The organism is Pseudoroseomonas sp. WGS1072 (assembly GCF_049340465.1).
Lineage (GTDB): Bacteria > Pseudomonadota > Alphaproteobacteria > Acetobacterales > Acetobacteraceae > Pseudoroseomonas.
The window spans coordinates 318,942-342,564 of record NZ_JBMPSU010000002.1 but is presented as its reverse complement, the minus strand read 5'-3'; the positions used below and the strand labels follow the sequence as shown (position 1 = coordinate 342,564).

General features: G+C 71.5%; 22 protein-coding genes. 11 read left to right on the top strand and 11 right to left on the bottom strand.

Annotation, left to right across the window (positions count from 1 at the left end; all coding sequences use genetic code 11):
* The first annotated feature begins 16 nt into the window (after positions 1-16).
* Entirely contained in the window at positions 17-865 is an 849-nt protein-coding gene (locus ACF3NH_RS19655; protein ID WP_198366678.1) for an IclR family transcriptional regulator, read from the top strand.
* A 4-nt stretch (positions 866-869) separates the two neighbouring features.
* Here the strand turns inward: ACF3NH_RS19655 and ACF3NH_RS19650 are convergent, their stop codons facing one another.
* Genes ACF3NH_RS19650 through ACF3NH_RS19635 form a run of 4 tightly spaced genes read right to left on the bottom strand, consistent with a single transcriptional unit; the run spans position 870 to position 4,580 of the window.
* A complete protein-coding gene (locus ACF3NH_RS19650; protein WP_422925291.1) occupies positions 870-1,898 on the bottom strand; it encodes an acyl-CoA dehydrogenase family protein in 1,029 nt (342 codons plus the stop codon).
* 27 nt (positions 1,899-1,925) lie between these two features.
* The gene (locus tag ACF3NH_RS19645; RefSeq protein ID WP_422925289.1) at positions 1,926-3,071 is read right to left on the bottom strand and encodes an acyl-CoA dehydrogenase family protein; all 1,146 of its coding nucleotides are present in this window, start codon (positions 3,069-3,071) and stop codon (positions 1,926-1,928) included.
* A gap of 4 nt (positions 3,072-3,075) precedes the next feature.
* On the bottom strand, positions 3,076-4,065 hold the full coding sequence (locus ACF3NH_RS19640) for a Bug family tripartite tricarboxylate transporter substrate binding protein (protein ID WP_422925287.1): 990 nt from the start codon (positions 4,063-4,065) through the stop codon (positions 3,076-3,078).
* A gap of 2 nt (positions 4,066-4,067) precedes the next feature.
* On the bottom strand, positions 4,068-4,580 hold the full coding sequence (locus ACF3NH_RS19635; RefSeq protein WP_422925285.1) for a MaoC family dehydratase: 513 nt from the start codon (positions 4,578-4,580) through the stop codon (positions 4,068-4,070).
* A 159-nt stretch (positions 4,581-4,739) separates the two neighbouring features.
* Here ACF3NH_RS19635 and ACF3NH_RS19630 point away from each other — a divergent pair, with 159 nt between their 5' ends.
* Genes ACF3NH_RS19630 through ACF3NH_RS19615 form a run of 4 tightly spaced genes read left to right on the top strand, consistent with a single transcriptional unit; the run spans position 4,740 to position 8,734 of the window.
* A complete protein-coding gene (locus tag ACF3NH_RS19630; RefSeq protein WP_198366673.1) occupies positions 4,740-5,681 on the top strand; it encodes a LysR family transcriptional regulator in 942 nt (313 codons plus the stop codon).
* A gap of 52 nt (positions 5,682-5,733) precedes the next feature.
* Complete coding sequence (locus tag ACF3NH_RS19625) at positions 5,734-6,894, top strand: acyl-CoA dehydrogenase family protein (RefSeq protein ID WP_422925283.1); 1,161 nt, start codon at positions 5,734-5,736, stop codon at positions 6,892-6,894.
* Positions 6,895-6,923: 29 nt separating this feature from the next.
* The gene (locus ACF3NH_RS19620) at positions 6,924-7,757 is read left to right on the top strand and encodes an SDR family NAD(P)-dependent oxidoreductase (protein ID WP_422925281.1); all 834 of its coding nucleotides are present in this window, start codon (positions 6,924-6,926) and stop codon (positions 7,755-7,757) included.
* Positions 7,754-8,734 (top strand): tripartite tricarboxylate transporter substrate binding protein, encoded by a 981-nt coding sequence (locus ACF3NH_RS19615; RefSeq protein WP_422925279.1) that lies wholly within the window; start codon positions 7,754-7,756, stop codon positions 8,732-8,734. Before ACF3NH_RS19620 ends, ACF3NH_RS19615 begins: the two co-directional genes overlap by 4 nt.
* Before the next feature lie 25 nt (positions 8,735-8,759).
* Here the strand turns inward: ACF3NH_RS19615 and ACF3NH_RS19610 are convergent, their stop codons facing one another.
* Positions 8,760-10,325 carry an AMP-binding protein gene (locus ACF3NH_RS19610; protein WP_422925277.1) on the bottom strand — a complete coding sequence of 522 codons (1,566 nt, stop codon included), beginning with the start codon at positions 10,323-10,325 and terminating at the stop codon, positions 8,760-8,762.
* A complete protein-coding gene (locus ACF3NH_RS19605; protein ID WP_422925275.1) occupies positions 10,322-11,311 on the bottom strand; it encodes a Bug family tripartite tricarboxylate transporter substrate binding protein in 990 nt (329 codons plus the stop codon). The genes ACF3NH_RS19610 and ACF3NH_RS19605 overlap by 4 nt, the downstream gene beginning before the upstream one ends.
* A 212-nt stretch (positions 11,312-11,523) precedes the next feature.
* Between ACF3NH_RS19605 and ACF3NH_RS19600 the strand changes: the two genes are divergently transcribed.
* From ACF3NH_RS19600 to ACF3NH_RS19585, 4 genes are read left to right on the top strand one after another with little or no spacing between them, the layout of a single operon-like run.
* Entirely contained in the window at positions 11,524-13,071 is a 1,548-nt protein-coding gene (locus tag ACF3NH_RS19600; protein WP_422925273.1) for an acyl-CoA synthetase, read from the top strand.
* A gap of 25 nt (positions 13,072-13,096) precedes the next feature.
* Entirely contained in the window at positions 13,097-13,519 is a 423-nt protein-coding gene (locus ACF3NH_RS19595) for a Zn-ribbon domain-containing OB-fold protein (RefSeq protein WP_422925271.1), read from the top strand.
* Positions 13,516-14,667: an acetyl-CoA acetyltransferase gene (locus tag ACF3NH_RS19590; RefSeq protein ID WP_198366667.1), complete on the top strand. Its 1,152-nt coding sequence runs from the start codon at positions 13,516-13,518 to the stop codon at positions 14,665-14,667. The genes ACF3NH_RS19595 and ACF3NH_RS19590 overlap by 4 nt, the downstream gene beginning before the upstream one ends.
* A gap of 2 nt (positions 14,668-14,669) precedes the next feature.
* Positions 14,670-15,353: a nitroreductase gene (locus ACF3NH_RS19585; protein ID WP_422925268.1), complete on the top strand. Its 684-nt coding sequence runs from the start codon at positions 14,670-14,672 to the stop codon at positions 15,351-15,353.
* Positions 15,354-15,402: 49 nt separating this feature from the next.
* On the opposite strand, the gene ACF3NH_RS19580 is transcribed toward ACF3NH_RS19585, so the two are convergent.
* Genes ACF3NH_RS19580 through ACF3NH_RS19560 form a run of 5 tightly spaced genes read right to left on the bottom strand, consistent with a single transcriptional unit; the run spans position 15,403 to position 21,979 of the window.
* Positions 15,403-16,332 carry a beta-keto acid cleavage family enzyme gene (locus ACF3NH_RS19580; RefSeq protein WP_422925266.1) on the bottom strand — a complete coding sequence of 310 codons (930 nt, stop codon included), beginning with the start codon at positions 16,330-16,332 and terminating at the stop codon, positions 15,403-15,405.
* Between the two features lie 3 nt (positions 16,333-16,335).
* Complete coding sequence (locus ACF3NH_RS19575) at positions 16,336-17,271, bottom strand: 3-hydroxyacyl-CoA dehydrogenase (protein WP_422925264.1); 936 nt, start codon at positions 17,269-17,271, stop codon at positions 16,336-16,338.
* Positions 17,272-17,293: 22 nt separating this feature from the next.
* Positions 17,294-19,801 (bottom strand): branched-chain amino acid ABC transporter ATP-binding protein/permease, encoded by a 2,508-nt coding sequence (locus ACF3NH_RS19570; protein ID WP_422925262.1) that lies wholly within the window; start codon positions 19,799-19,801, stop codon positions 17,294-17,296.
* A 5-nt stretch (positions 19,802-19,806) separates the two neighbouring features.
* On the bottom strand, positions 19,807-20,682 hold the full coding sequence (locus ACF3NH_RS19565; protein WP_198366663.1) for a branched-chain amino acid ABC transporter permease: 876 nt from the start codon (positions 20,680-20,682) through the stop codon (positions 19,807-19,809).
* 58 nt (positions 20,683-20,740) lie between these two features.
* Positions 20,741-21,979 carry an ABC transporter substrate-binding protein gene (locus tag ACF3NH_RS19560; protein WP_198366662.1) on the bottom strand — a complete coding sequence of 413 codons (1,239 nt, stop codon included), beginning with the start codon at positions 21,977-21,979 and terminating at the stop codon, positions 20,741-20,743.
* Positions 21,980-22,097: 118 nt separating this feature from the next.
* Between ACF3NH_RS19560 and ACF3NH_RS19555 the strand changes: the two genes are divergently transcribed.
* Together ACF3NH_RS19555 and ACF3NH_RS19550 are read left to right on the top strand one after the other, a co-directional pair.
* The gene (locus ACF3NH_RS19555; RefSeq protein WP_198366661.1) at positions 22,098-22,787 is read left to right on the top strand and encodes a GntR family transcriptional regulator; all 690 of its coding nucleotides are present in this window, start codon (positions 22,098-22,100) and stop codon (positions 22,785-22,787) included.
* A gap of 15 nt (positions 22,788-22,802) precedes the next feature.
* Positions 22,803-23,570 (top strand): SDR family oxidoreductase, encoded by a 768-nt coding sequence (locus tag ACF3NH_RS19550; protein WP_422925259.1) that lies wholly within the window; start codon positions 22,803-22,805, stop codon positions 23,568-23,570.
* Positions 23,571-23,623 lie beyond the last annotated feature (53 nt).

The following is a 23,623-nucleotide window of genomic DNA, read 5'->3' as shown; positions in this document are numbered from 1 at the left end:
AGAGGTGGAGCACGCGATGTCGAGCAAGTCCCAGGCAGGTTCGGCCGCCTCCCGTTCCGCGGTCCGCCTGGTCTATGACGAGGAGGATGTCGGCTCCGACTATGCCAGCGACCGGCGCTTCGTCTGGGCCCTGGCGCGGGGGCTCGAGGTGCTGCGCGCCTTCGCCCCCGGACGGGGCCCGCTCGGCGTGGGCGAGATCGCCGCGCTGACCGGCCTGCCCAAGCCCACCGTCTCCCGCCTGACCTACACCCTGGCCGAACTGGGCTACCTGCGCGTGCTGCACAAGCAGGGGCGCTACGAGCCGGCGCCGGCGCTGCTGGCGCTCGGCTATCCGGTGCTGGCCAATCTGCGCGTGCGGCAGGCGGCGCACGACCATATGCGCCAGCTGGCGCAGGAGACGGGCACGGCGGTCGGCCTGGCCAGCCGCGACCGGCTGTCGATGATCTATGTCGAGAACACGCCCTCCAGCGCCCTCGCCACGCTGCGGCTCGGCATCGGCAGCCGTGTCGAGATGGCGCGCAGCGCGCTGGGACGGGCCTTTCTCGCCGCCCTCGGCGAGACCGAGCGCGATTTCCTGCTGGACCGGATGGCCAGACGCTACGGCGAGGCGTGGGTGGAGCTGCGGCCGCGCGTGCTGGACGGCATCGCCGAGGTGAAGGCCCGCGGCTTCTGCATCGTCGATGGCGAGTGGCAGCCGGATGTCCGCTCCGCCGGGGCGCCGCTGGTCTCGCTGGACGGAACCACCGTCATGGCGATGAACATCGGCGCCCCCGGCTACCTGCTGGATCGCCGGCGGCTGGAGGAGGAGCTCGGCCCGCGCATCGCCCATCTGTCGCGCATGGTGGCGCCGCTGCTGAGCTTCTGACCCATCACGCGACGGGGTCGAGACAGCGGCGCACGAAGCCGAGGCTGTCGCCGGTCTCGCGCAGGGCCGCCCGGCCCAGGCGCTCGCTCCAGAACGCCTCGCCGCCGAAGGCCGCCCGCCCCCGCTGCAGGCGCAGGGTGAAGAGGTGCAGGTCGTGCTCCTCGGTGATGCCCATGGCGCCGTGCACGGCATGGGCGATCGCCATGGCCCGGGCCGCCGCCTGGCCGAGGCGGATCTTGGCCGCCGCGGTCCGCAGGGGGTCCGGCCAGGGACCGGTTGCCGCCAGCTGGGCGGCGATCAGGCCGGCGGCGGATTCCTCGGCCAGGACCGAGAGCTGCTGCTGGATGGCCTGGAAGGCCCCGATCGCCCGGCCGAACTGGCGGCGCTCACCCGCATAGCGCAGCGTGTCCTCGAGCACCCGGCGCAGCGCCCCGGCCATCTCCACCGCTTCGAGGAAGGCACCCGCCACCCGCCAGTCGGCGCCATCCTCGAGCCGCCGCCCGGCGACGGCGCCGTCCCAGTCCAGCCGGGACAGCCCGCCGCCCAGGGGCGTGACCCGCGCCGCCGCGGCGGGCAGCAGCAGCGCGCCCCCTTCCGTGCCGCACAGCAGGACCTGCGCCGCCAGGTGCGGGGCGGGAAGCAGCGCCGCCGGTGACGGCGCCGCTAGGGGCTGGGCCAGGGGAGAGACCAGGGGAGAGGCCAGGGGAGAGGCCAGGGGAGAGGCCAGAGCGATGGCGCCCTCGGGCGGCGTCAGCCCCTGGCGGGCGAAGGCGGCGCGGGCCAGGATGGTCGCCCCGACCGGCAGCGGCATGGCATGGCCCCCGCAGGCCAGCAGCAAGGGCAGGATGCCGGCCAGATCCAGCCCCGCGCCGCCCTCGGCCTCCGGCAGCAGGGCATCGAGGAAGCCGGAATCGACGATCCGCTGCCAGGGTTCCGGCGGCGCCGCGGCGGGGTCGAGCAGCGCGCGCAGCAGGGCGGGGGGGCAGGCGTGGTCGAGCAGGTCGGCGGCGGCGTCGGTGAGCAGGCTGTCCATGATCCTCGTCCTTTCTCGGCGCGGGCCTCAGCGCAGGCCCAGGCCGCGCGCCACCATGCCGCGCAGGATCTCGCGCGTGCCGCCGCGCAACGAGAAGGACGGCGCCATGCCGGCGACATAGGCCAGGGCGCGGAGCAGCTCGTCGGGCGGGGCGGCGGCCGGATCGGCGGCGATGGCCTCGGTCAGCAGGGTCGGGATGGATTGCTCGAAGCCGGTGCCGAGATCCTTCACCAGCGCCGCCTCCGTCACCGGGCTCGCCCCCGCCGCCAGCCGCGCCGTGACGGCGATCGACATGGCGCGCAGCACGGCGAGCTCGGCCATCAGCCGGCCCAGCAGCGCCGCGTGGCGGCTCTCGCCGGTCTCGCGCAGCCAGGCGATCCAGCGGTCCAGCAGCACGATGGAGGAGAGGATGCGCTCCGGCCCGCTGCGCTCGAAGGCCAGCTCGGCATTGACCTGCGCCCACCCCTCGCCCTCGGTGCCGATCAGCGCCTCGGGGCCGAGGGCGACGTCGTCGAACACCACCTCGCTGAAATGCGCGTCGCCGGCCAGGTCACGGATCGGGCTGATGCGGACGCCCGGCAGGGAGAGATCGACGATGAACTGCGACAGGCCCTTGTGCCGGTCGGCCGGCGTGCCGGCGGTGCGCACCAGGGCGATCATGAAGTGCGCGTGGTGGGCATAGGTCGTCCAGACCTTGCTGCCGTTCAGGCGCCAGCCCTCTCCCTCCCGCTCGGCGCGGCTGCGCACGCTGGCGAGGTCGGAGCCGGTGTCGGGCTCGCTCATGCCGATGCAGAAGAAGGATTCCGCCCGGCAGATGCGCGGCAGGTGGAAGTCCTTCTGCGCCGCGCTGCCGTAGCGCAGGATCAGCGGGCCGCTCTGGCGGTCGGCGATCCAGTGCGCGGCGACGGGGGCGCCGGCGGCCAGCATCTCCTCGACCAGGACGAAACGCGCGAAGGCGCCGCGCTCGGCCCCGCCGTAATGGCGCGGCAGGGTCAGCCCGACCCAGCCCTGGCGAGCGAGGGCGCGGCTGAACCCGGCGTCGAAGCCCATCCAGGAGCGGGCACGGCGATCCGCCGGCAGGGGCGGGAGATGAGTGGCCAGGAAGTCGCGCACCTCCCGGCGGAAGGCCTCGGCCTCCGGCGGCAGGGTGGCGAGGTCGGGGAAGTTCAGCATCGGTTCAATCCAGCTTCACGCCGCTCTCGGCGATGACCTGCCCCCAGCGCGCGGATTCCTCGCGGATCCAGGCGCCGTAGGCCTCGGGCGTGCCGCCGAGGATCTCGGCGCCCTGGATGGCCAGGCGCTCGCGCACCGTGGCATCGGCGAGGGCGAGGTTGGCGGCCTCGTTCAGCCGCGCGACCACCGGGGCGGGCGTGCGCGCCGGCACCAGCAGGCCCTGCCAGGCGCCCGATTCCAGGCCGGGCATGCCGGCCTCGGCCAGCGTCGGCACCTCGGGCAGCAGCGGCACGCGGCGCGGGCTGGTCACCGCCAGGGCGCGCAGCCTGCCGTCGCGGATCAGCGGCAGGGCGGAGTTCAGCGTGTCGGTGACGAACTGCACCTGGCCGCCCGCCGCGTCGGTCAGGGCCGGGGCGCTGCCGCGATAGGGCACATGCGTCGCCTGCAGGCCGGCGGCGCGCAGGATGCGGAAGTTCGCCAGATGCGTGACATTGCCGTTGCCCGAGGAGCCATAGGCGAAGCGCCCCGGACTGGCGCGCAGCAGGGCGACAAAGCCGGCCAGATCCTCCGCCGGCAGGGCCGGATTGACCGCCAGCACCAGGGGCACCGAGGCGGTCAGCACCACCGGCGCGAAGTCCGACAGGGCGAAGCCGGGCTTGTCGTAAAGCGCCGTGCTGAGCACGATGGAGGAGGTGTTGTAGAGCACCGAGTGGCCGTCCGGCTCGGCCCGCGCCACCTGCTCGGCGCCGATATTGCCGTTGGCCCCCGGACGGTTCTCCACCACCAGCGGCTGGCCGAGCGTGCGCGCCATGTGCTCGCCGAGCACGCGGGCGACGAGATCGGTCGGCCCGCCGGGCGGAAAGGCGATGGTCACGCGGATCGGCCGCTGGGGCCAGGGGGCGTGCCCGGAGGATTGCGCCCGGGCGGGGCGAGCGGCCGGCGGCCCCACCAGGGCGAGGGCCACGGGGGCCAGGAGGGACCGGCGCCGCATCATGCTCATCGCCCCGCCGGCTCGGGCCGGCCGGCCAGCAGACGCTTGACCGTGTAGGTCATCACCGCCTGGTCGCGCTGGTTCAGCACGGTGATGGCCGAGCCCAGCACGGCGCGGTTGCCCTTGGAGGTCGGGCGCAGCTCCGTCACCTCGACCACCGCGTGGATGGTGTCGCCGACGATGACGGGCGCCAGGGCGCGTTGCTGCACCTCCAGCATGGCGAGGCCGGTGCCCTGCACCATGGTCTGGAACAGCATGCCCTCGACCAGCGAATAGGTCAGCGCCCCCGGCACGGGCCGGCCGGCCATGGCGCCATCGAAATGCGCGTCGATGAAGATCGCCTCCAGCATTCCGGTGACGCCGATGAAGGAGACCAGGTCGGCCTCGGTGACGGTGCGGCGGAAGGTGCGGAAGCGCTGCCCGACGGAGAGATCCTGCCAGTAGAATCCCTGGCCGAGGACCGGCAGGCTGGAATCGGCGGCGTGCGGCTCGGGGCTCGGCGGGGCGGGGCTCGGCATGGGGCGGTTTCCTTCTCCGGTCCTGGATGCGCGGCGGGGTGACGCCCTCGGGATGGCGCCCCGGCACGCGATGTTTCCTTCCCTGCCGAGCAGGCTGGCCCAGCCCGCCGCGCAGGTCCAATATCCTTTTCGTCCGGGGCGATACGAATTGGATATCGGATGGAATTGCGGCAGCTGCGCCAGTTCGTCACCCTGGCCGAGACCCTGAACTTCCACCGCGCCGCCGAGCGGCTGAACATGTCGCAGCCGCCCCTGTCCGTCTCCATCCGCCGCCTGGAGGAGGAGCTGGGCGCCGCTCTGTTCACCCGCGGTGCCGGCGGCGTGCGGCTGACCGGAGCCGGCCTGGCGGCGCTGGAGGAGGCGCGGCTGGCGCTGCGCCATGCCGAGCAGGTCGCCCTGGTGGCGCAGGGCGTTCAGGCGGGGGAGCGCGGCCTGCTGCGGATCGGCTTCATCGGCTCGGCCACGCCGCGCCTGCTGCCCCGCCTCGTGCCGCCCTTCCGCGGTCTCCTGCCGGCGGTCGAACTCACCCTGCGCGAATCCACCACGGCCGCCATCCTGGACGGCGTGGCGGCAGGGGAGATGGACCTTGGCCTGCTGCGCTACCCGCTGCTGCGCCCGGTGCCGGAGCTCGCGGTGGAGCTGCTGGAGCCCGACGCGCTGGTCGCGGCGCTGCCGCCGGGCCACGCCCTGGGAGCGGCGCGGGGCCCCCTGCCGCTCGCCGCCCTGCGCGACGAGCCCTTCGTCACCTTCGACGCCGTGGCGGTGCCGGGCCTCTCCGCCGTGGTCGCCCTGGCCTGCCAGCAGGCCGGCTTCCAGCCCCGGCTGCGGCAGGAGGCGGTGCAGGCGCAGACGGTGATCAGCCTGGTCGAGAGCGGGCTGGGCGTGGCGCTGGTCCCCGGCGTCAGCGCGCGCACCCATGCCGGGCGCGCGCGCTTCCGGCCGCTGGCGGAGGCGGCGGCGCCGGTCATCGGCATCGCCATGGCGGTTCGCCGCTCGGGGATGCCGCCGCTGGCGCAGCGCTTCCAGGTGCTGGCGCGGCAGACGATGCGGCAGCACCGGCAGGTGGGCAGTAAGTCAACCAGCGGACCATTATTCCGCTAGGCAAGACATCTTCCCGTGCCTAGTCTCCCCTGAACATTCAGGGAGGCCCGAGATGGACATGCCAGCAGGGGCCGCCGCGGGCGGCCGCACGGTGCTGAGCGCCGAGCACGAGCTGTTCCGCGACCAGGTGCGCCGTTTCTTCGAGAAGGAGATCGTACCCCACCACCGGCAATGGGAGCGCGACGGCCAGGTGCCGCGCGAGGTCTGGCGCCAGGCCGGCGCCCAGGGCCTGCTCTGTCCGGGCATGCCGGAGGAGTTCGGCGGGGCGGGCGCCGATTTCGGCTACTCCGCCGTGCTGATCGAGGAGATCGCCCGCACCAATGCCAGCGGCGTCGGCTTCCCGCTGCATTCCGATATCGTCGCGCCCTATCTGCTGGCCTACGCGACCGAGGCGCGCAGGCGCGACTGGCTGCCGCGCATGGCGCGCGGCGAGCTGATCGGCGCCATCGCCATGACCGAGCCGGGCATGGGCAGCGACCTCAAGGCCGTGCGCACCACGGCGCGGCGCGAGGGCGAGCATTACGTCATCAGCGGCCAGAAGACCTTCATCACCAACGGGCAGAATGGCGGCCTCGTCATCGTCGTCGCCAAGACCGATCCCGCCGCGGGCCGCAAGGGCATCAGCCTGATCTGCGTCGAGGAGGGCACGCCGGGCTTCTCCAAGGGCCGCAATCTCGAGAAGATCGGCCTGCACGCGCAGGACACCTCGGAGCTGTTCTTCGACGAGGTGCGCGTGCCGGTGGAGAACCGGCTCGGCGAGGAAGGGCAGGGCTTCCGCTACCTGATCCACAACCTGCCGCAGGAACGGCTGATCATCGCCGTCCGCTCCGCCGCCTCGATCGAGGCGATGCTGGCCGAGACGGTGGATTACGCGAAGCAGCGCGAGGCCTTCGGCGGCACCGTGTTCGATTTCCAGAACACCCGCTTCCGCCTGGCCGACGCCAAGGCCCAGGCCACCATGCTGCGCGTCTTCGTCGATCACTGCCTGGGGCTGCATCTCCAGGGCGGGCTCTCGGTCGAGCTGGCGGCGAACGCCAAGCTGATGGCCTCCGAGATGCAGAACCGCCTGCTCGACGAATTCCTGCAGGTGCATGGCGGCTACGGCTTCACCAGCGACTACGCCATCGGCCGCGCCTGGGCCGATGCCCGCGTGGCGCGGATCTACGGCGGCAGTTCCGAGATCATGAAGGAAATCATCGCGCGCACGCTGTGAGGCGCGCGACAAAGGGAAAGGGAGACGGCATGGCCGCACAGGGTAAGCTCGACGGCAAGGTGGCGCTGGTGACCGGATCGGGCCGGGGCATCGGACGGGAGATCGCGCTGAAGCTCGCTTCCGAAGGCGCGCGGCTGGTGATCAACGACCTCGATGCCGAGCCGGCGGAGGAGACACTGGCCGCGATCCGCGCGCTGGGCGGCGAGGCGGTGGCCTGCAACGGCAGCGTGACGGAGGCCGATTTCGGAGAGCGCATCGTCCGCACCGCGCTGGACAGCTTCGGCGGCATCGACATCATCGTCAACAATGCCGGCTACACCTGGGACAACGTCATCCAGAAGATGACGGACGAGCAGTGGTACGCCATCATCGACGTGCACATGACGGCGCCCTTCCGCATCCTGCGCGCCGCCTCCGGCTTCATCCGCGAGGCGGCGAAGGCCGAGGCGGCCGAGGGGCGCGAGGTGTTCCGCAAGGTAGTGAACATCTCCTCCACCTCCGGCGTCTTCGGCAATGCGGGGCAGGCCAACTACTCCGCCGCCAAGGCCGGCATCGCCGGCATGACGCGGGCGATGGCCAAGGAATGGGGGCGCTACAAGGTCAACGTCAACGCCGTCGCCTTCGGCCTGATCATGACACGGCTGACCGAGGCGGTGGCCAATTCCGGCGCGACGATCGACATCGAGGGGCGCGAGATCAAGGTGGGCGTGCGGCCCGAGGCGCTGAAGAGCGCCGAGGCCACCATCCCGCTCGGCCGCGGCGGCCGGCCGGAGGAGGCGGCCGGCTCGGTCTATCTCTTCTGCATTCCGGAATCGAACTACGTCACGGGGCAGACCCTGGTCGTAGCGGGCGGGCGGCCATGACCTTGCTGCCGCCGCCAGGGCGGCGCGCCGCGCTGGCCCTGGCGGCCGGCGGCCTGCTGGCGCGCCCGGCCACCCTCCGCGCCGCCCTGCCGGAGCGGCCCATCCGCTTCATCGTGCCCTGGCTGGCCGGCGGCACGTCCGACACGCATTTCCGGCTGATGGCCGAGATGGTCTCGCGGCGCCTCGGCCGCACCGTGCTGATCGAGAACAAGCCGGGCGCCAGCGGCACGCTGGGCGCGCAGATGATGGCGCAGGAGGCGCCGGGCGACGGGACGATGGTGGGCCAGATGCCCATCACCCTGTTCCGCTACCCCGCCATGACGAAGCGCCCGACCTTCGATCCGCTGAAGGACTTTACCTATGTCATCCACCTGACCGGCTACCTGTTCGGCGTGGTGACGAAGCCGGACGCGCCCTGGCGGGACTGGGCCGGGCTGCTCGACTACGCGCGGCAGAACCCCGGCAGGGTCACCTACGGCACGCCGGGCGTCGGCAGCTCGCCGCACATCACCATGGAGCGCATCGCCGAGCTGGCGGGGGTGCAATGGGTGCATGTGCCCTTCCGCGGCGGGCCGGATAACATCCAGGCGGCGATGTCCGGGCAGACGCATCTGGCGGCGGATTCCAGCAGCTGGGCGCCGCTGGTGCTGGAGGGGCGGATGCGCCTGCTCTGCACCTGGGGCGCCGAGCGGGCGAAGCGCTTCCCCGAGACGCCGACGCTGCGCGACCTCGGCATCGACATCGTCTCGGACTCGCCCTACGGCATCGGCGGTCCGCGCGGCATTCCGGCCGACCGGGTGGCGCTGCTGCACGACGCCTTCCGCGAGGCGCTGCACGATCCGCGCTCCATCGCCATGCTGGAGCGCTTCGACATGTCGCTGCGCTACATGGACAGCGACACCTATACGGGCTTCGTGCGGCAGCTCTACGCCGAGGAAAGCGCCATGGTGCGGCGGCTGGGGCTGCAGATGGACTGAAGCCCCGCCGGCTGCGGGCGGCGCGTCAGTGTACCTGGCGCGTCCCTTCCCCCCAGAAGCCCGCACGCAACGCCTTCTTGTCGATCTTGCCGATCGGCGTGGTGGGCAGGGTATCGACCAGCACCACGGACTTGGGCGCCTGCACCGGGCCCTTCAGGGCGCGCACATGCTCGGCCAGCGCCGCCTCATCCGGCCGCCGGCCCTCGCGCGGCACCACGAAGGCCTGCACCCGTTCGCCCCAGCGCGCATCCGGCACGCCGATCACCGCCGCCGCCGCCACGTCCGGGTGCGCGGCCAGCGCATCCTCCACCTCGCGCGGATAGACGTTGAAGCCGCCCGAGATGATCATGTCCTTGCGCCGGTCGACGATGTGCAGATACCCGCCCTCGTCCTCGCGCGCGATGTCGCCGGTGTGCAGCCAGCCGCCGCGCAGCGTTTCCTCCGTCTCCGCCGGCCGCTTCCAGTAGCCGCGCATGACCAGCCGGCCGCGCACGCAGATCTCGCCCGGCTCGCCGCGCGGCACAGGCGTGCCGTCCTCGCCCAGCAGCCGCACATCGACGCCGGCCATCGGCTGGCCGCAGGAGGAGAGCAGCGCCGGCCGCGCCGGATCGTGCTCCGCCCGGCGCAGCAGGCAGACCGTGTTGGGCGCCTCGGTCTGGCCGTAGAGCTGCATGAAGACCGGGCCGATCCGCTCCATCGCCTCCAGCAGCGTCGCGGGAGCGATGGGCGCGGCGCCGTAGATGAAGGTCTCCAGCCCGTGCGTCCGGGCGCGGGAGAGGCCGGGCTCGGCGAGCAGGGCGCGGATCATGGTAGGCACGCCGAAGCCGCAATTGATGCCCTGCTCTCCGATGCAGCGGAGATAGGGCTCCGGCTCGAAGCCGCCCAGCACGTGCACGGTGCCGCCGCGCAGCAGCACCGGGATCACCAGCGAGCCGGCCGCGTGGCTCAGCGGCGTGGCCAGCAACATGCGCGGCACGGCGGGCCAGTCGTACTCGGCCAGCATCATCGTGGCGCATTGCACCAGGGCGCGGTGCGGCAGCATCACGCCCTTGGGCTGACCCGTGGTGCCGCCGGTATAGCTGAGCTGGCCGAGATCCTCGTCGTCGCCGACGGGGTCGAGATCATCGCCCGACTCTTCCGCCGCCGCCGCCTGCAGGTCGCGCTGCCGCCCCTCCCCGCCGCCGAGCGACAGCACCAGCGGGCACCCCGCCTCCGCCGCCGCCGCATGGGCGCGCTCCGCCTCCGCCGGGTCGTGCACCAGCAGGCGGATCTCGGCGTCACGCAGGATATGGGCGAGGTCGGCCGGGCCAGCGAGCCGGTTCAGCGCCGTGTAGCGGCAGCCGATGAGCTGCGCGGCGGTGCGGACCATGAACACCTCCGGCCGGTTGGCCATCAGCGCCGAGACGCCGTCGCCCCGCCGCAGGCCGAGGCGCAGCAGGGCGCGCGCCATGGCGCGGATGCCTTCCGCCACATGCCGGCGCGACCAGACCTGCCCATCCTGCACGAAGGCCGGCCGTTCCGGATGGCGCCGCAGGCCGAGAAGGGCGAGATGGGCGATGGTGATGCCGGCCTGGGCGGTCGTGCCACTCATTCGGGCTGGATCCCTGCGGCCTTGATCAGCCGCTGGTTCAGCGCGGCCTCGCGGGTCAGGCGCTTCATCAGCGCCTCCGGCCCCGGGGCGGCGGGCACCAGACCGAGGCTGTCCAGCCGTGCGCGAGCCTGAGGCGCGGCGAAGGCCTCCACCGCCGCCTTCTCCAGGCTGGAGCAGATGGCGGGCGGCGTGCCCGCCGGCGCCGAGAGGGTGAACCAGCCGCTGCTGACGAAGTCCTTCTGCCCCAGCTCCTCCAGGGTCGGCACATCCGGCAGGACGGAGCTGCGCTGCGGCGAGGGGATGGCCAGCGCCCGCAGCCGGCCCGCCTCGACATGCGGCCGCGCCGGGGCGAAGGTGGAGAACATTATGTCGGCCCGGCCGGCGATGGTGTCGGTCAGCGCGGGCGGCGAGCCGCTGTAGGGCACGTGCAGCAGCTCCGTGCCGGTACGCGCCATCAGGTCCACCATCATCAGATGCGCCGTGGTGCCCACGCCCCAGGTGGCGAAGGACAGCTGCCCCGGCCGCTGCCGCGCCGCCGCCAGCAGTTCCTCCAGGCTGGACCAGCGGGGATTGGCCACCAGCAGGAAAAGCGTGTCCGAGATCATCGTGATGTGGGCGAAGTCCTTCACCGCATCGAAGCCCGGATCGCGCAGGGCGTAGGGCGCGGTCGTGAAGGTGACCACCGTGCCCATCAGCAGCGTATGGCCGTCCGGCTTGGCCCGTGCCGCCAGGCGCGCGGCCAGGGTGGTCGAGGCGCCGGGCCTGTGGTCGAGCACGAAATTGCCGCCGAGCCGCTGGTGCAGGCCCTGTGTGAGCACCTGCCCCAGCACATCCGGCGCGCCGCCCGGCGCATAGGGCACCAGGATGCTGACCGGCTGGGTGCCGGGATAGTCGGCCGCCTTCGCCAGACGCGGCAGGGCGGGCGCCGCCAGCCCACCGGCGAAGCCGGCCAGCAGGTGCCGCCGTCCAAGATTTGAAAGTGTCATCGTCCTTGTTCGCTCCCGCCAGTCCCTGTCGAAGCCCTCTTCGGGGCCGCCGGGAAGGAAGTCTGCATAGGCTTGTGTCCGGTGTCAATTTCGCTGTGCGAACCGGAAAGATTGCTGGGCGGACGTTGACGGCTTCCCCCCGGATGCTTCAGGCTGGCCGCAAGCGGCAGGACAGCCGCGCGACGTCCATGAGGCAGGGGAGTGGTCCGAGGATGGCGCATCTGGCGCGATGGGCCGGGCAGCAGCCCGAGAAGGTGGCAGCATACTTTCCGGATGACGGCATCGCCCTGAGCTTCGCCGGGTTGGACCAGCGGGCCAATCGCATGGCGCAATGGCTGATCGGCCTCGGCCTGCAGCCGGGCGACGGCATCGCCCTGCTGCTGGAGAACGGCCCTGCCTTCCTGGAACTGGCCTACGCCGCGCGCCGCGCCGGCCTCTACTACACCCCGCTCAGCACCCATCTCCGTGTGCCGGAAGTGGCCTATATGCTGGCGGACAGCGACGCGAAGCTGTTCATCACCAGCCCGGCCATGGCGGATCTGGCGCAGGCGCTGCAATCGGAAGGCGCCCTGGGCGAGCGGCCGCGCTACGCGACCGGCACGGGGCTGGCGGGCTATGAGAGCCTGGAGGCGGCGCTCCTCGCCTATCCCGAGCCGGCGGTGCTGCCGGAGCGCCCCGTGGGGCGGGAGTTCCTCTATTCCTCGGGCACCACCGGCCTGCCCAAGGGCATCCGCCGCGACCTGCTGCCGCCGGAACGGCGCGACGCGCCCGACTGGACGCCCGGCTGGCTCGCCAGCTACGGCTTCGACCAGGACACCGTCTATCTCTCGCCCGCGCCGCTCTATCACGCGGCGCCGCATCGCTACACCACGCGCGCCATCGACCTGGGCGGCACCGCCGTGGTGATGCGGAAGTTCGATGCCGAGAAGGCCCTGGCGCTGATCGAGCGGCACCGCGTCACCCATAGCCAGTGGGTGCCGACCATGTTCATCCGCCTCCTGGCCCTACCGGAGGAGACGCGGAAACGCTACGATCTCTCGAGCCATCGCGTCGCCATCCACGCCGCCGCGCCCTGCCCGCGCGACGTGAAGCAGGCGATGATCGCGTGGTGGGGCCCGATCCTGGTCGAGTACTACGCGGGCTCGGAGGGCATCGGCGGCACCGTCATCAACAGCCGGGACTGGCTGGCGCATCCGGGCTCGGTCGGCCGGCCACTGGAATGCCGGGTGCACATCCTGGACGAGGAGGGGCGGGAGCTGCCGCCCGGCGAGGTGGGCGGCATCTGGTTCTCGCTGCTCAGCCCCGACGCCCCGCGCTTCCGCTACCACAACGCGCCGGAGAAGACCGCCTCGGCCTATGACGCGCAGGGGCGCGGCACCTATGGCGATGTGGGCTCCGTCGACGAGGAGGGCTTCCTCTATCTGAGCGACCGGCGGGCCGATCTCGTCCTTTCCGGCGGCGTGAACATCTATCCCTGGGAGATCGAGCAGGTGCTGGTGCAGCATCCGGCGGTGGCCGAGGCGGCGGTGATCGGCGTGCCGCACGCGGAGTTCGGCGAGACGGTGCGCGCCATCATCCGCGTGGCCAACGGCGTGGAGGCCGGGCCGGCGCTGGAGGAACAGATCATCGCCTTCTGCCGCGACCGGCTGGCCGGCCCGAAATGCCCGCGCCAGGTGGACTTCGTTGAGGAGCTGCCCCGCAGCGAGACCGGCAAGCTGCTGCGCCGCATCCTGAAGGAGCGCTACCGCGCCGCGCCCTGAACCCACACCGAGGAGACGACACAGCATGAGCCTACCAGCGGGCCGCCCGCGCCCAGAACCCACGCCCGAGACGCAGCACTTCTGGGAGGGCACGCGCGCCGGCGAGCTGCGCCTGCAGCGTTGCGCCGCCTGCGAGAAGGTCTATTTCCCGCCGCGCCCCTTCTGCCCCGGCTGCGCCTCGCGCGAGGTCGCGGTCTTCGCCGCCAGCGGCCGCGCCACCCTGCACAGCTACGTCATCCACCACCGCAAGGTGCCGGGCTTCGAGCCGCCCTATGCCATCGCCGTGGTGGAGCTGGAGGAAGGGCCGCGCATGATGACCAATATCGTCGACTGCCCGCAGACGCCCGAGGCGCTGCAGCTCGACATGAAACTGGAGGTGGCCTTCACCCCGATGGACGACGAGATCAGCCTGCCGCTGTTCCGGCCCGCGGCGGGAGAGCGGGCATGAGCATCGCCCCGGGCTCCATCGCCATCGTCGGCGCGGCGGAAAGCACCCGCATCGGCGCTGTGCCCGAGATGTCGCAGATCATGCTGCACGCCGATGCGGCGCTGAACGCCCTGGCCGATGCCGGGCTGAAGCCCGCCGACATCGACGGCGTGGCCTGCACCGGCGCGATGATGACGCAACAGATCGCGCACTACCTCGGCATCACGCCGAAATGGGTGGACGGCACCAGCGTCGGCGGCTGCTCCTTCATGCTGCATGTCCGCCACGCCGCCGCCGCCATCGCCGCCGGCTATTGCCGGACGGTGCTGATCACCCATGGCGAGAGCGGCAAGTCGCGCATCAACGCCACGCCGCGCCCGCCGGAGCCGCAGAGCCTGAACGGCCAGTTCGAGGCGCCCTATGGCCCCTTCGGCCCGCCGACGCTCTTCCCCATTCCCGTTCTCCGCTACATGAAGACCTATGGCGTGACGCATGAGCAGCTCGCCATGGTCGCGGTCGTGCAGCGGGAATGGGCGGGGCGGAATCCGCGCGCGGCGCAGCGCGAGCCGATCACCGTGGATGACGTGCTGAACAGCCGCATGATCGCCTATCCCTTCCGGCTGCTGCAATGCTGCCTGGTGACGGATGGCGGCGGCGCGCTGATCCTGACCTCGGCCGACCGCGCGCGCGATTTCCCCCAGCCGCCGGCCTATCTCCTCGGCACGGGCGAGAGCGTCGAGACCAACATGATCAGCCAGATGGAGGACTTCACCTCCTCCCGCGCCTTCCGCGTCGCCGGGCCGACCGCCTTCCAGGCCGCCGGCATCCGCCACGCCGATGTCGACCACCTGATGATCTACGACGCCTTCGCCCATCTGCCGCTCTACGGGCTGGAGGATCTGGGCTTCGTCGGGCGAGGGGAGGCGGGGGCCTTCATCGAGGCCCGCCACACCGCGCCCGGCGGCAGGCTGCCCATGAACACCAATGGCGGCGGCCTCTCCTACACCCATACCGGCATGTACGGCATGTTCGCCCTGCAGGAGAGCGTGCGGCAGGTGCGCGGGCAGGCGCCGGCCCAGGTGCCGGACGTGAAGGTCTCCGTCTGTCACGGGGTGGGGGGCATGTTCTCGGCCAGCGGCACCGTGATCCTGGGGCGGGAGCGGCCCTGAGGATGGCGGGCGGCCAGGCGGCGATCGAGGCGGCCATCACGGGCCGCCGCAGCATCCGCGGCTTCCTGCCGCGCCCGGTGCCGACGGAGGTCCTGCGGCGCATCCTGGCGGTGGCCAGCCGGGCGCCGAGCGGCAGCAACATCCAGCCCTGGAAACTGCACGCCGTGACCGGCGCCGCCCTGGCACGGCTGACCGCGGCCATGGGCGCCGCCCATGCGGCGGGCGAGGCGAGCCGCCGGGAATATGAATACTACCCGGTCACCTGGCGCTCGCCCTACCTCGAGCGGCGCCGCAAGCTCGGCTGGCAACTCTATGAACTGACAGGGGTGAAGCGCGGCGATCACGAAGCCGGCGCGCGGCAGGTCGGGCGCAACTTCAGCTTCTTCGGCGCGCCGGTGGGGCTGGTCTTCACCATCGATGCCGATATGGAGCAGGGCAGCTGGCTCGACTACGGCATGTTCCTGCAGAACCTCATGATCGCCGCCCGGGCGCACGGGCTGGAGACCTGCCCGCAGGCCGCCATCGCCAACTACCCGGACATCCTGCGGCGGGAGCTCGGCATCCCGGAGAGCGAGATCGTCGTCTGCGGCATGGCGCTGGGCTTCGAGGACCCGGCGGAACCGGCCAACCGGCTACGCTCGGAGCGCGAGCCGGTGGACGGCTTCGTGACCTTCCACGATCGCTGAAAGGCGGGAGGGGAAGGCTTCCTCCCCTCCCGCCCGCCGGCGCGCGGGCTCAGAAGGCGACCTTGTCGCCGCCCTTCAGCGCCAGGATCTCGCGCGCCTCGTCCGGCGAGGCCACTTCCAGTCCCAGCCCCTCGATGATCTGCCGGGCCAGCCGCACCTGTTCGGCATTGCTCTCGGCGAGGCGCCCCGGTCCGCCCCAGAGGCTGTCCTCCAGCCCGACGCGGACATTGCCCCCCATGGCCGCCGCCATGGCCGCGATCGGGAGCTGGTTCCGCCCGGCGCCGAGCACCGACCACTTGTAGTTGTCGCCGAACAGGCGGTCGGCCGTGCGCTTCATGTGCAGCACGTCCTCCTCATGCGCGCCGATGCCGCCCTGCAGGCCGAAGACGGTCTGGATGAACAGCGGACCGGTGATGATGCCCTGGTCGAAGAAGTACTTCAGGTTATAGAGATGCGCCGTGTCGTAGCATTCGAACTCGAAGCGCGTGCCGTTCTCGCGGCAGGTCGTCAGGATGTACTCGATGTCGGCGAAGCTGTTGCGGAAGATGATGCCCTTGTCAGAGAGGTAGTCCTTCTCCCACTGGTGCTTGAACTCCTTGAACCGGTTCAGCATCCCGAAGAGGCCGAAGTTCATGCTGCCCATGTTGAGGCTGGCGACCTCCGGCTTGTGCGTGGCGGCCGGGCGCACGCGCTCCTCGATGGTCATGGTCGGCGCGCCGCCGGTGGTGATGTTCACCACCGCGTCGGTGCGTTGCTTGATCACCTTGAGGAAGGGGGTGAAGCCTTCCGGTGTCTGGTCCGGCCGGCCATCCTCGGGGTTGCGCGCATGCAGGTGCACGATGGCCGCGCCCGCCTCGGCGGCCCCGATGGCGGCATCGGCGATCTGCTCGGCGGTGACCGGCAGGTGCGGTGACATGCTCGGGGTGTGGATGGCGCCCGTCACGGCGCAGGTGATGATGACTTTCCGCTTCGTCGCCATGGATCAGTTCTCCTCCTGGGTCCTCTTGTGCGCGCGCAGCGCGGCCAGCCGCTGGTCGCGCCAGCGCATCTTCGCCGGCAGGTCGCCCTCGGCCGGCCAGTGCGACAGGATGCGCGCCGTCGCCTCCTCGCCATAGACCTCGGGGCCCGCCGGCTCGGCCGCCAGCCGTTTGTAGAAGCCGGTGTAGCGGGCGCAATAGTCCGGGATGCCGCCCGGCGCGTTCAGCTCGATGGTCTCGAAGGGCCCCATGAAGGACCACCGCAGGCCGAGGCCGTCCTTCACCGTGTGGTCCAGATCCTCCGGCGTGACATAGCCCCCGGAGACCAGGCGGAAGGCCTCGGCCAGCAGCGCGCCCTGCAGGCGGTTGAGGATGAAGCCCTCCACCTCCTTCAGCACCGTGATGGGCACCTGGCCGATCCCGGCATAGATGGCGCGGGCCCGCAGGAGGGTCTCGGGGGCGGTCCATTCGGCGCCGGACAGTTCCACCAGCGGGATCAGGTGCGGCGGATTGACCGGATGGCCGATCAGGCAGCGCGACCGCCCCGCCAGCCCGGCGGCGAAGAGCGAGACGCGGATCGCCGAGGAGGAGGAGGCCAGGATGGCCTCGGGCGGCGCCAGCCGGTCCATCTCGGCGAAGAGCCGCTGCTTGACGGCGAGGTCCTCCGGCCCGTTCTCCTGCGCGAAGCTGGCCCCCTCCAGCGCCGCCGCGAGATCCGGGCTGGCCGTGATGCGGGCGGCGGCGCTGGCCGGATCGTCACAGAGGCCCTGCGCGGCGAGGTCCCGGAGGCCTTCCGCGCAAAGGCCGAGGGCGCTCCCGGCCACGCCCGGCGCCGGATCGTGCAGGGCGACGCGCCAGCCGGCGCGGGCGAAGATCATCGCCCAGGCGCGGCCGATCAGGCCGGCGCCGATGATGGCGACCTTGCGGGTCTCGGATGTCATGCGGTGATCCTTGAGGGGCGCATCAGAGCCAGAGGACCTTGCGCCGCAGGTCCAGATCGTCCCGCAGCAGGCGGGATTCGCCGCGCCAGGTCACCGCGCCGCGCTCCAGCGCCACGGTGCTGTCCGACAGCGCCAGGGCGAGGTCGAGGTTGTGGTCGACGATGATGATGGAGATGTCCTTGCGCAGCCTGTCGAAGGCTTCGAACAGCTCCTCCGTGACGGCGGGGGAGAGCCCCTCGAAGGGCTCGTCGAGCAGCAGCAGGCGCGTGTCGCCGGACAGAGCGCGCGCGACCGCGACCATCTGCTGCTCGCCGCCGGACAGGGCGTCGGCCGGGGTGCGCCAGCGTTGCCTGAGGCGCGGGAAGGCTTCCAGCACCCGCTCCTCCGACCAGTGCTCGCCGGCGCCGGTCAGCCGCTTCAGCCGGCCGAGCGCCAGGTTCTCGGCCACCGACATGCCGGCGAAGAGGCCACGCCCCTGGGGCACGAAGCCGATGCCGCGCCGGGCGATGCGGTCGGCTGGCAGGCCCGCGATCTCCTCGCCGGCCAGGGTCATGCTGCCGCTGGCGGGCCGGGCGATGCCCATGATGCTCTTCAGCAGGGTGGACTTGCCGGCGCCGTTGCGGCCGAGGAGCGCCAGGATCTCGCCCTGCTTCACGGCGAGGTCCACGCCCTGCAGGATGTGGCTCTTGCCATAGAAGGTGTTGATGCCCTCGAGCCGCAGCAGATCCTCGGGCCGCGCCGAGGAGGTGCGCGGCCGCGCCGCGATGGCGCTGGTGCCGGAGCCGAGATAGACCGCCTGCACCCGCTGATCGGTGCGGGCATCCTCGACCGTGCCGTCCACCAGCACCTCGCCGTCGTTCATCACCGTCACGCGGTCGGCCAGGGCGAAGACGCGGTCGATGTCGTGCTCGACCAGCAGCACCGGGATATCGGCCGAGATGCGCTTGATCAGCTCGCCGACGCGGGCGCGCTCGGCGGTGGCCAGGCCGGCCAGCGGCTCGTCGAGCAGCAGCAGGCGCGGGCGGGGGGCGACGGCCACCGCCATGTCCACCAGCCGCTGCCCGCCATAGGAGAGGGCACCGGCCTCGGCCTTCTCGATGCCGGCCAGGCCCATCCAGCGCAGCAGCGTCGCCGTGTCGTCGTTCATGTCGTCGTATTCGCGGGCATCGTGCCAGAGGCCGAAGCGGGCCGCGTGCCGCGCCTGGATGGCGAGGCGGAGATTCTCCTCGATGCTGAGGCCGGGGAAGAGGTTGGTGATCTGGAAGGAGCGGCCGATGCCGGCGCGGGTAATGCGCTGCGGCTCGAAGCCGGTGATGTCGCGCTGGTCCAGCATCACCCGGCCCTTGTCGGGCGGGAACATGCCGGAGATCAGGTTGAAGGCGGTGGTCTTGCCGGCGCCGTTCGGGCCGATCAGGGCATGCAGCGTGCGGTCGGCCATCTCGAAGCCGACGCCGCGCACGGCGTGGATGCGGCCGAAGCTCTTCTCCAGCCCCTCGACGCGCAGCACCGGCCCCTGCGCCGCGCCGGGTCGGACGAACCGGTTCGGCACCGGGGAGGGATCGACGGTGCGCCGCGCCGACATGGCCGCGTCCTCGACCTCCTTGTGGCGGAAGGGCGCGAGGAGGCGCCGGCCGACACCGACCAGCCCGTCCGGCGAGAAGACGATGAAGCCGACGAAGAGCAGGCCGAAGACCAGCAGCCAGTTCGCCGTGTAGATCGAGAGGAACTCGCGGAACAGGATGTAGAAGAGGGCGCCCAGGGCGGGCCCGAGAAAGCTGCGCATGCCGCCGATGACGACCATGGCCAGCATCTCGCCCGAGAAGGCGATGGCGATGGGCTCGGCGGAGGCGAAGCGGTGGTTGAAGGCGGCGAGCACGCCGGCCAGGCCGGTGACGCTGGCCGAGAGGGTGAAGGCCAGCAGCTTGTAGCGGTCGGTGTCATAGCCCAGGAAGCGGGCCCGCTGCTCGTTCTCGCGGATGGCGACGAGCACGGTGCCGACCGGCGCGCTGTGGAAGCGCCAGAGGAGATAGACCACGCCGAGGCCGATGGCGGCGACGGCGGTGTAGTAGAGGGCCGCGCTGTCGAGCGCGGCGTAGCGGGTGATGCCGCCGAAGCCGTTCTCGCCGCCGGTGAGCGAGGTCCAGCGGAAGGCGATGGTGAAGAGCATCGCCGTCAGCGCGAGGGTCAGCAGGGAGAAGTAGACGCCGCGGCGGCGCAGGATCAGCAGGCCGGCGAGGCAGGCCAGGGCGGCCACCACCAGCACGGCGCCGAGGCCGGGGAGCAGCATGTCGCCCGGGAAGAGGCTGCGCTGCAGGATGCCGGCCGCGTAGGCGCCGATGCCGAACCAGGCGCCATGGCCGAAGGAGACCAGGCCGGTATGGCCGACCAGGATGTTCAGCCCCATGGCCGCGATGGCGAAGATCGCCACATCGGTGGCCGAGACCAGGGTCAGGCCGAGCGCCGGCAGCAGGAAGGGCAGGATGATCAGCGCCGCGAGGGCGATCAGCAGCGGGCGGATGTCGCGGGTCATGATGCTCACTCGAACTTCGCGATGCGTTCGCCGAACAGGCCGCGCGGGCGCAGCAGCAGGACGAGCAGCATGAGGAGGTAGATCGAGGCCTCGGTGGCCGGCGGGAAGGCATAGGCAGCGATGCCGCGCACCACGCCGACGATGATGGCGGCGACCACCACGCCCCAGAAGGAACCGAGGCCGCCGATGACCACGACGACGAAGGCGAAGGTCAGCACCTCGGCGCCCATCGCCGGATGCACGCCGAGCACCGGCGCCAGCATGACGCCGGCCAGCGCCGCGAGCCCGACCGCGATCATCACCACGGCCGACATGTAGGGACGGAGCGAGATGCCGAGCGCGCCCACCATGTCGGGGTTCTGCACGCCGGCCCGCACCACGCGGCCGAAATGGGTCTTGCGCAGCAGCAGCCAGAGGCCGAGCACGCAGAGCGCCGCCACGCCCAGGATCATCAGCCGGTAGCGCGAATAGATGAAGTCGCCCACCTCCACCTGGCCGCGCAGCGCGGCCGGGATGGAGAAGGGGATCGGCGCCGCGCCGAAGACCATGCGCAGCGTCTGCTCCGCCACCATCGCCAGGCCGAAGGTGAGCAGCAGGGAGAGCACCGGGTCCGCCCGGTAGAAGCGCCGCAGGAGGAAGCGCTCGATCACCAGGCCCAGCAGCGCCACCAGCACCGGCACGGCGATGAAGGCGCCGCCGAAGCCGAGGCTCGGCGCCAGCGCCACGGTCAGATAGGCGCCGATGGCGTAGAAGGCGCCATGCGCCAGGTTGACGATGCCGCCCAGGCTGAAGATCAGCGAGAGGCCGAGGGCGATCAGCAGGTAGTAGGCGCCGATCAGCAGGCCGTTGAGGACCTGCTCCAGCAGATCGAAGAATTCCAAGGGAAGGGCTCCTGCGACGCGACGGGGAACGGCGCCGGGAGGGCCCGGCGCCTCGGCATCAGCTGGGGAAGGTGCAGCTCGCCTCGTCCGGCGTGGAGGCGATCGCCTCCAGGCTCTCGCCCGGCCCCGGGATCGGCGGCGAGGAGGTGAAGATGTCGAAGCGGTCCTTCTGCTCGGCGGGGGGCAGGGCGGAGATCGCGTACATCTCCGTCATGATCTGGTTGTCGCGCGCGCGGAAGTAGCTCTCGCGGTCCTTCAGCACGTTGAACCTGGCGCCCTTCTGCAGATGCTCGACGACCTTGGCGACGTCGTTGCTCTTCAGCTCGTTCATCGACTGCGCCAGGATCTTCACGGCGTTGTAGTCGCCCCAGGCCTGGTTCTCCGGCGGCCGGCCGAAGCGGCCGCGGAAGTCGGCGGTGAACTTCTTCGCCGCCGCGTTCTCCAGCCGGTGGTGCCACATGGTCGGCCAGGTGCCGAGGAAGTTGCCCGATCCCGCGCCCCAGGCCAGCGCCGTGTCGAAGCCGAAGCCGGCCACCGGCATGGCGAGGCCGAACTCGGAATACTGCTTCAGGAAGTTGGTGATCTGCGCGCCGGCGAGGTTCGCCACCACCACATCCGGCCGCGCCCGGCGCAGCTTCAGCAGGAAGGGCGAGAAGTCCGTCAGGTCGGTCGGGATCAGGTCCTCATTGGCGATGGTGCCGCCATTCTCGCCGAGGAAGCGCTTGGCGACCTTCAGCAGGTCGTGGCCGAAGGCGTAGTCGGCGGTCAGGGCATAGGCCTTCTTGTCGCGGATCAGCCCCTTCTCCATCAGGGCGCGGCCGACCGCCTTCACGTACATCGAGTTCTGGCCCTCGATGTGGAACATGTTGCGGCGGCAGTCGGTGCTGCGGAGCGCGTCGGAATTGGCGCCGGTGTTGATGAACATGGCGCCTTCGCGCTGCACGACCTGGCCGATGGCGAGCGCCGAGGCGGAGTTGATCTCGCCCAGGATGTAGCGGATCCCGTCACGCTGGATGTAGCGCTCCGCCTTGGAATTGGCGGTCTGCGGATTGACGCTGTCCTCGAAGCTGATCTCCAGCTTGCGGCCGTTGATGCCGCCGCCGGCATTGACCTCGTCCATCGCCAGCGTCGCCGCCTGCACGGCGAACTCGCCGAGCGGCCCGAGGAAGCCGGTGCGCGGTGTCAGGTGGCCGAAGCGCAGCGTGTCGGACTGCGCCCGGGAGATGGCGGGGGCGCCCAGCAGGGCGGCGGCGCCGAGCAGGGCACCGCGCCGCGTCACGCGGGGGAGTTCGGTCATTCTCTCGGTTCCTCTCCGTGGCGGAATTCTGTGATCCCGCTTCTTGACCGATCACGGATCGTGATCTGTGATCACAGCAAGGCTTGCCCATCGCCGCCGGCTTGTCCAGAGAGAATCCGTGAACCACGCCATCGCCAGCCTGCCCGTGCTCGAGCGCCGTACCCTGGCGGAGGCCGCCTATGCGCATCTGCGCGAGCTGCTGATCTCAGGCCGGGTCGCGCCCGGCGAGCGGCTGTCGCTGCGCGACCTGTCGGAGGCGCTGGGCGTCTCGGTCATGCCGGTGCGGGAGGCGGTCAGCCGGTTGATCGCCGACCGGGCGCTGGAGGTGGCGCCGAACCGCGCCGTTCAGGTGCCGCGCCTGACGCGTGGTCAGTTCCAGGAGCTGGCCCAGGTGCGGGCCGGCATCGAGGGCTGGGCGGCGGGGTTGGCGGCGGAGCGGTGCGATGCGCGCGCCCTGGAGGCGATCACGGCGGCGGAGGCGGCGGCGCGGCTGGACCGCTCGGCGCCGGAGACCGGGCGGGTGGTGGCGCTGAACCGCGACTTCCACTTCGCCGTCTATGCCGCGGCAGGCCTGCCGACCCTTCTGGAGGTGATCGGCGGTCTGTGGCTCAAGGCGGGGCCGGTGATCAACCTCGACCTGCGCCACTCGCGCGACCGGCTGACCGCCGGCCATGCGGCGCGATGCCATGCCGAGGCGCTGGCGGCCATCCGGCGCGGCGATGCCGGGGCGGCGCGTGCCGCCATCGCCGAGGACATCGTCCGCGCCGCGGAGTTCATCATCGACAAGGGCGGCCTACCGCCCGGCTGAAGGAGGAACGGCATCATGGATCTGGGCATCGAGGGGCTGCGCGTGCTGGTCACGGCGGGGGCGGCGGGGATCGGCCGCGCCGTCGCCGAGGCCTTCGCGGAAGAGGGCGCGAAGGTCTTCACCTGCGACCTGGACGAGGCGGGGCTGGCGACGCTGCCGGCCGGCATCGGCCATCGCCGCGCCGATGTGGCCGACCGGCACGAGGTGGCGGCGCTGTTCGAGGCGGCGCTGGCGCAGCTCGGCGGGCTCGACGTGCTGGTGAACAACGCCGGCATCGCCGGGCCGACTGGGCGGCTGGAGGAGATCAACCCGGAGGACTGGGACCGCTGCCTGGAGGTCTGCCTGACCAGCCAGTTCAATTGCGCCCGGCTGGCCATCCCGCATCTGCGCCGCTCGGGCAATGCCAGCATCGTCAACCTCTCCTCGGCCGCCGGCCGGCATGGCTTCGCGCTGCGCGCGCCCTACGCGGCCGCCAAATGGGGCGTGATCGGGCTGACCAAGTCGCTCGCCATCGAGCTGGGCGATGACGGCATCCGGGTGAACGCCATCCTGCCGGGGCTGGTCGCCGGGGACCGGCAACGGCGCGTGCTGGAGGCCAAGGCGCAGCAGAAGGGCATCAGCTTCACGGAGATGGAGCGGCTTGCCTTCTCCTTCACCTCCATCAAGGACTATGTCACGCCGCGACAGCTGGCGGACCAGATCCTCTTCCTGGCCAGCCCGCGCGGGCGGACCATCTCCGGCCAGGCGATCAGCATCGACGGCGATACGCGCATGCTGTCCTGAGAAGGAATTTTACATAACATATCTTATGCAGCTTGTGGCCCGCTGCCTTGGCC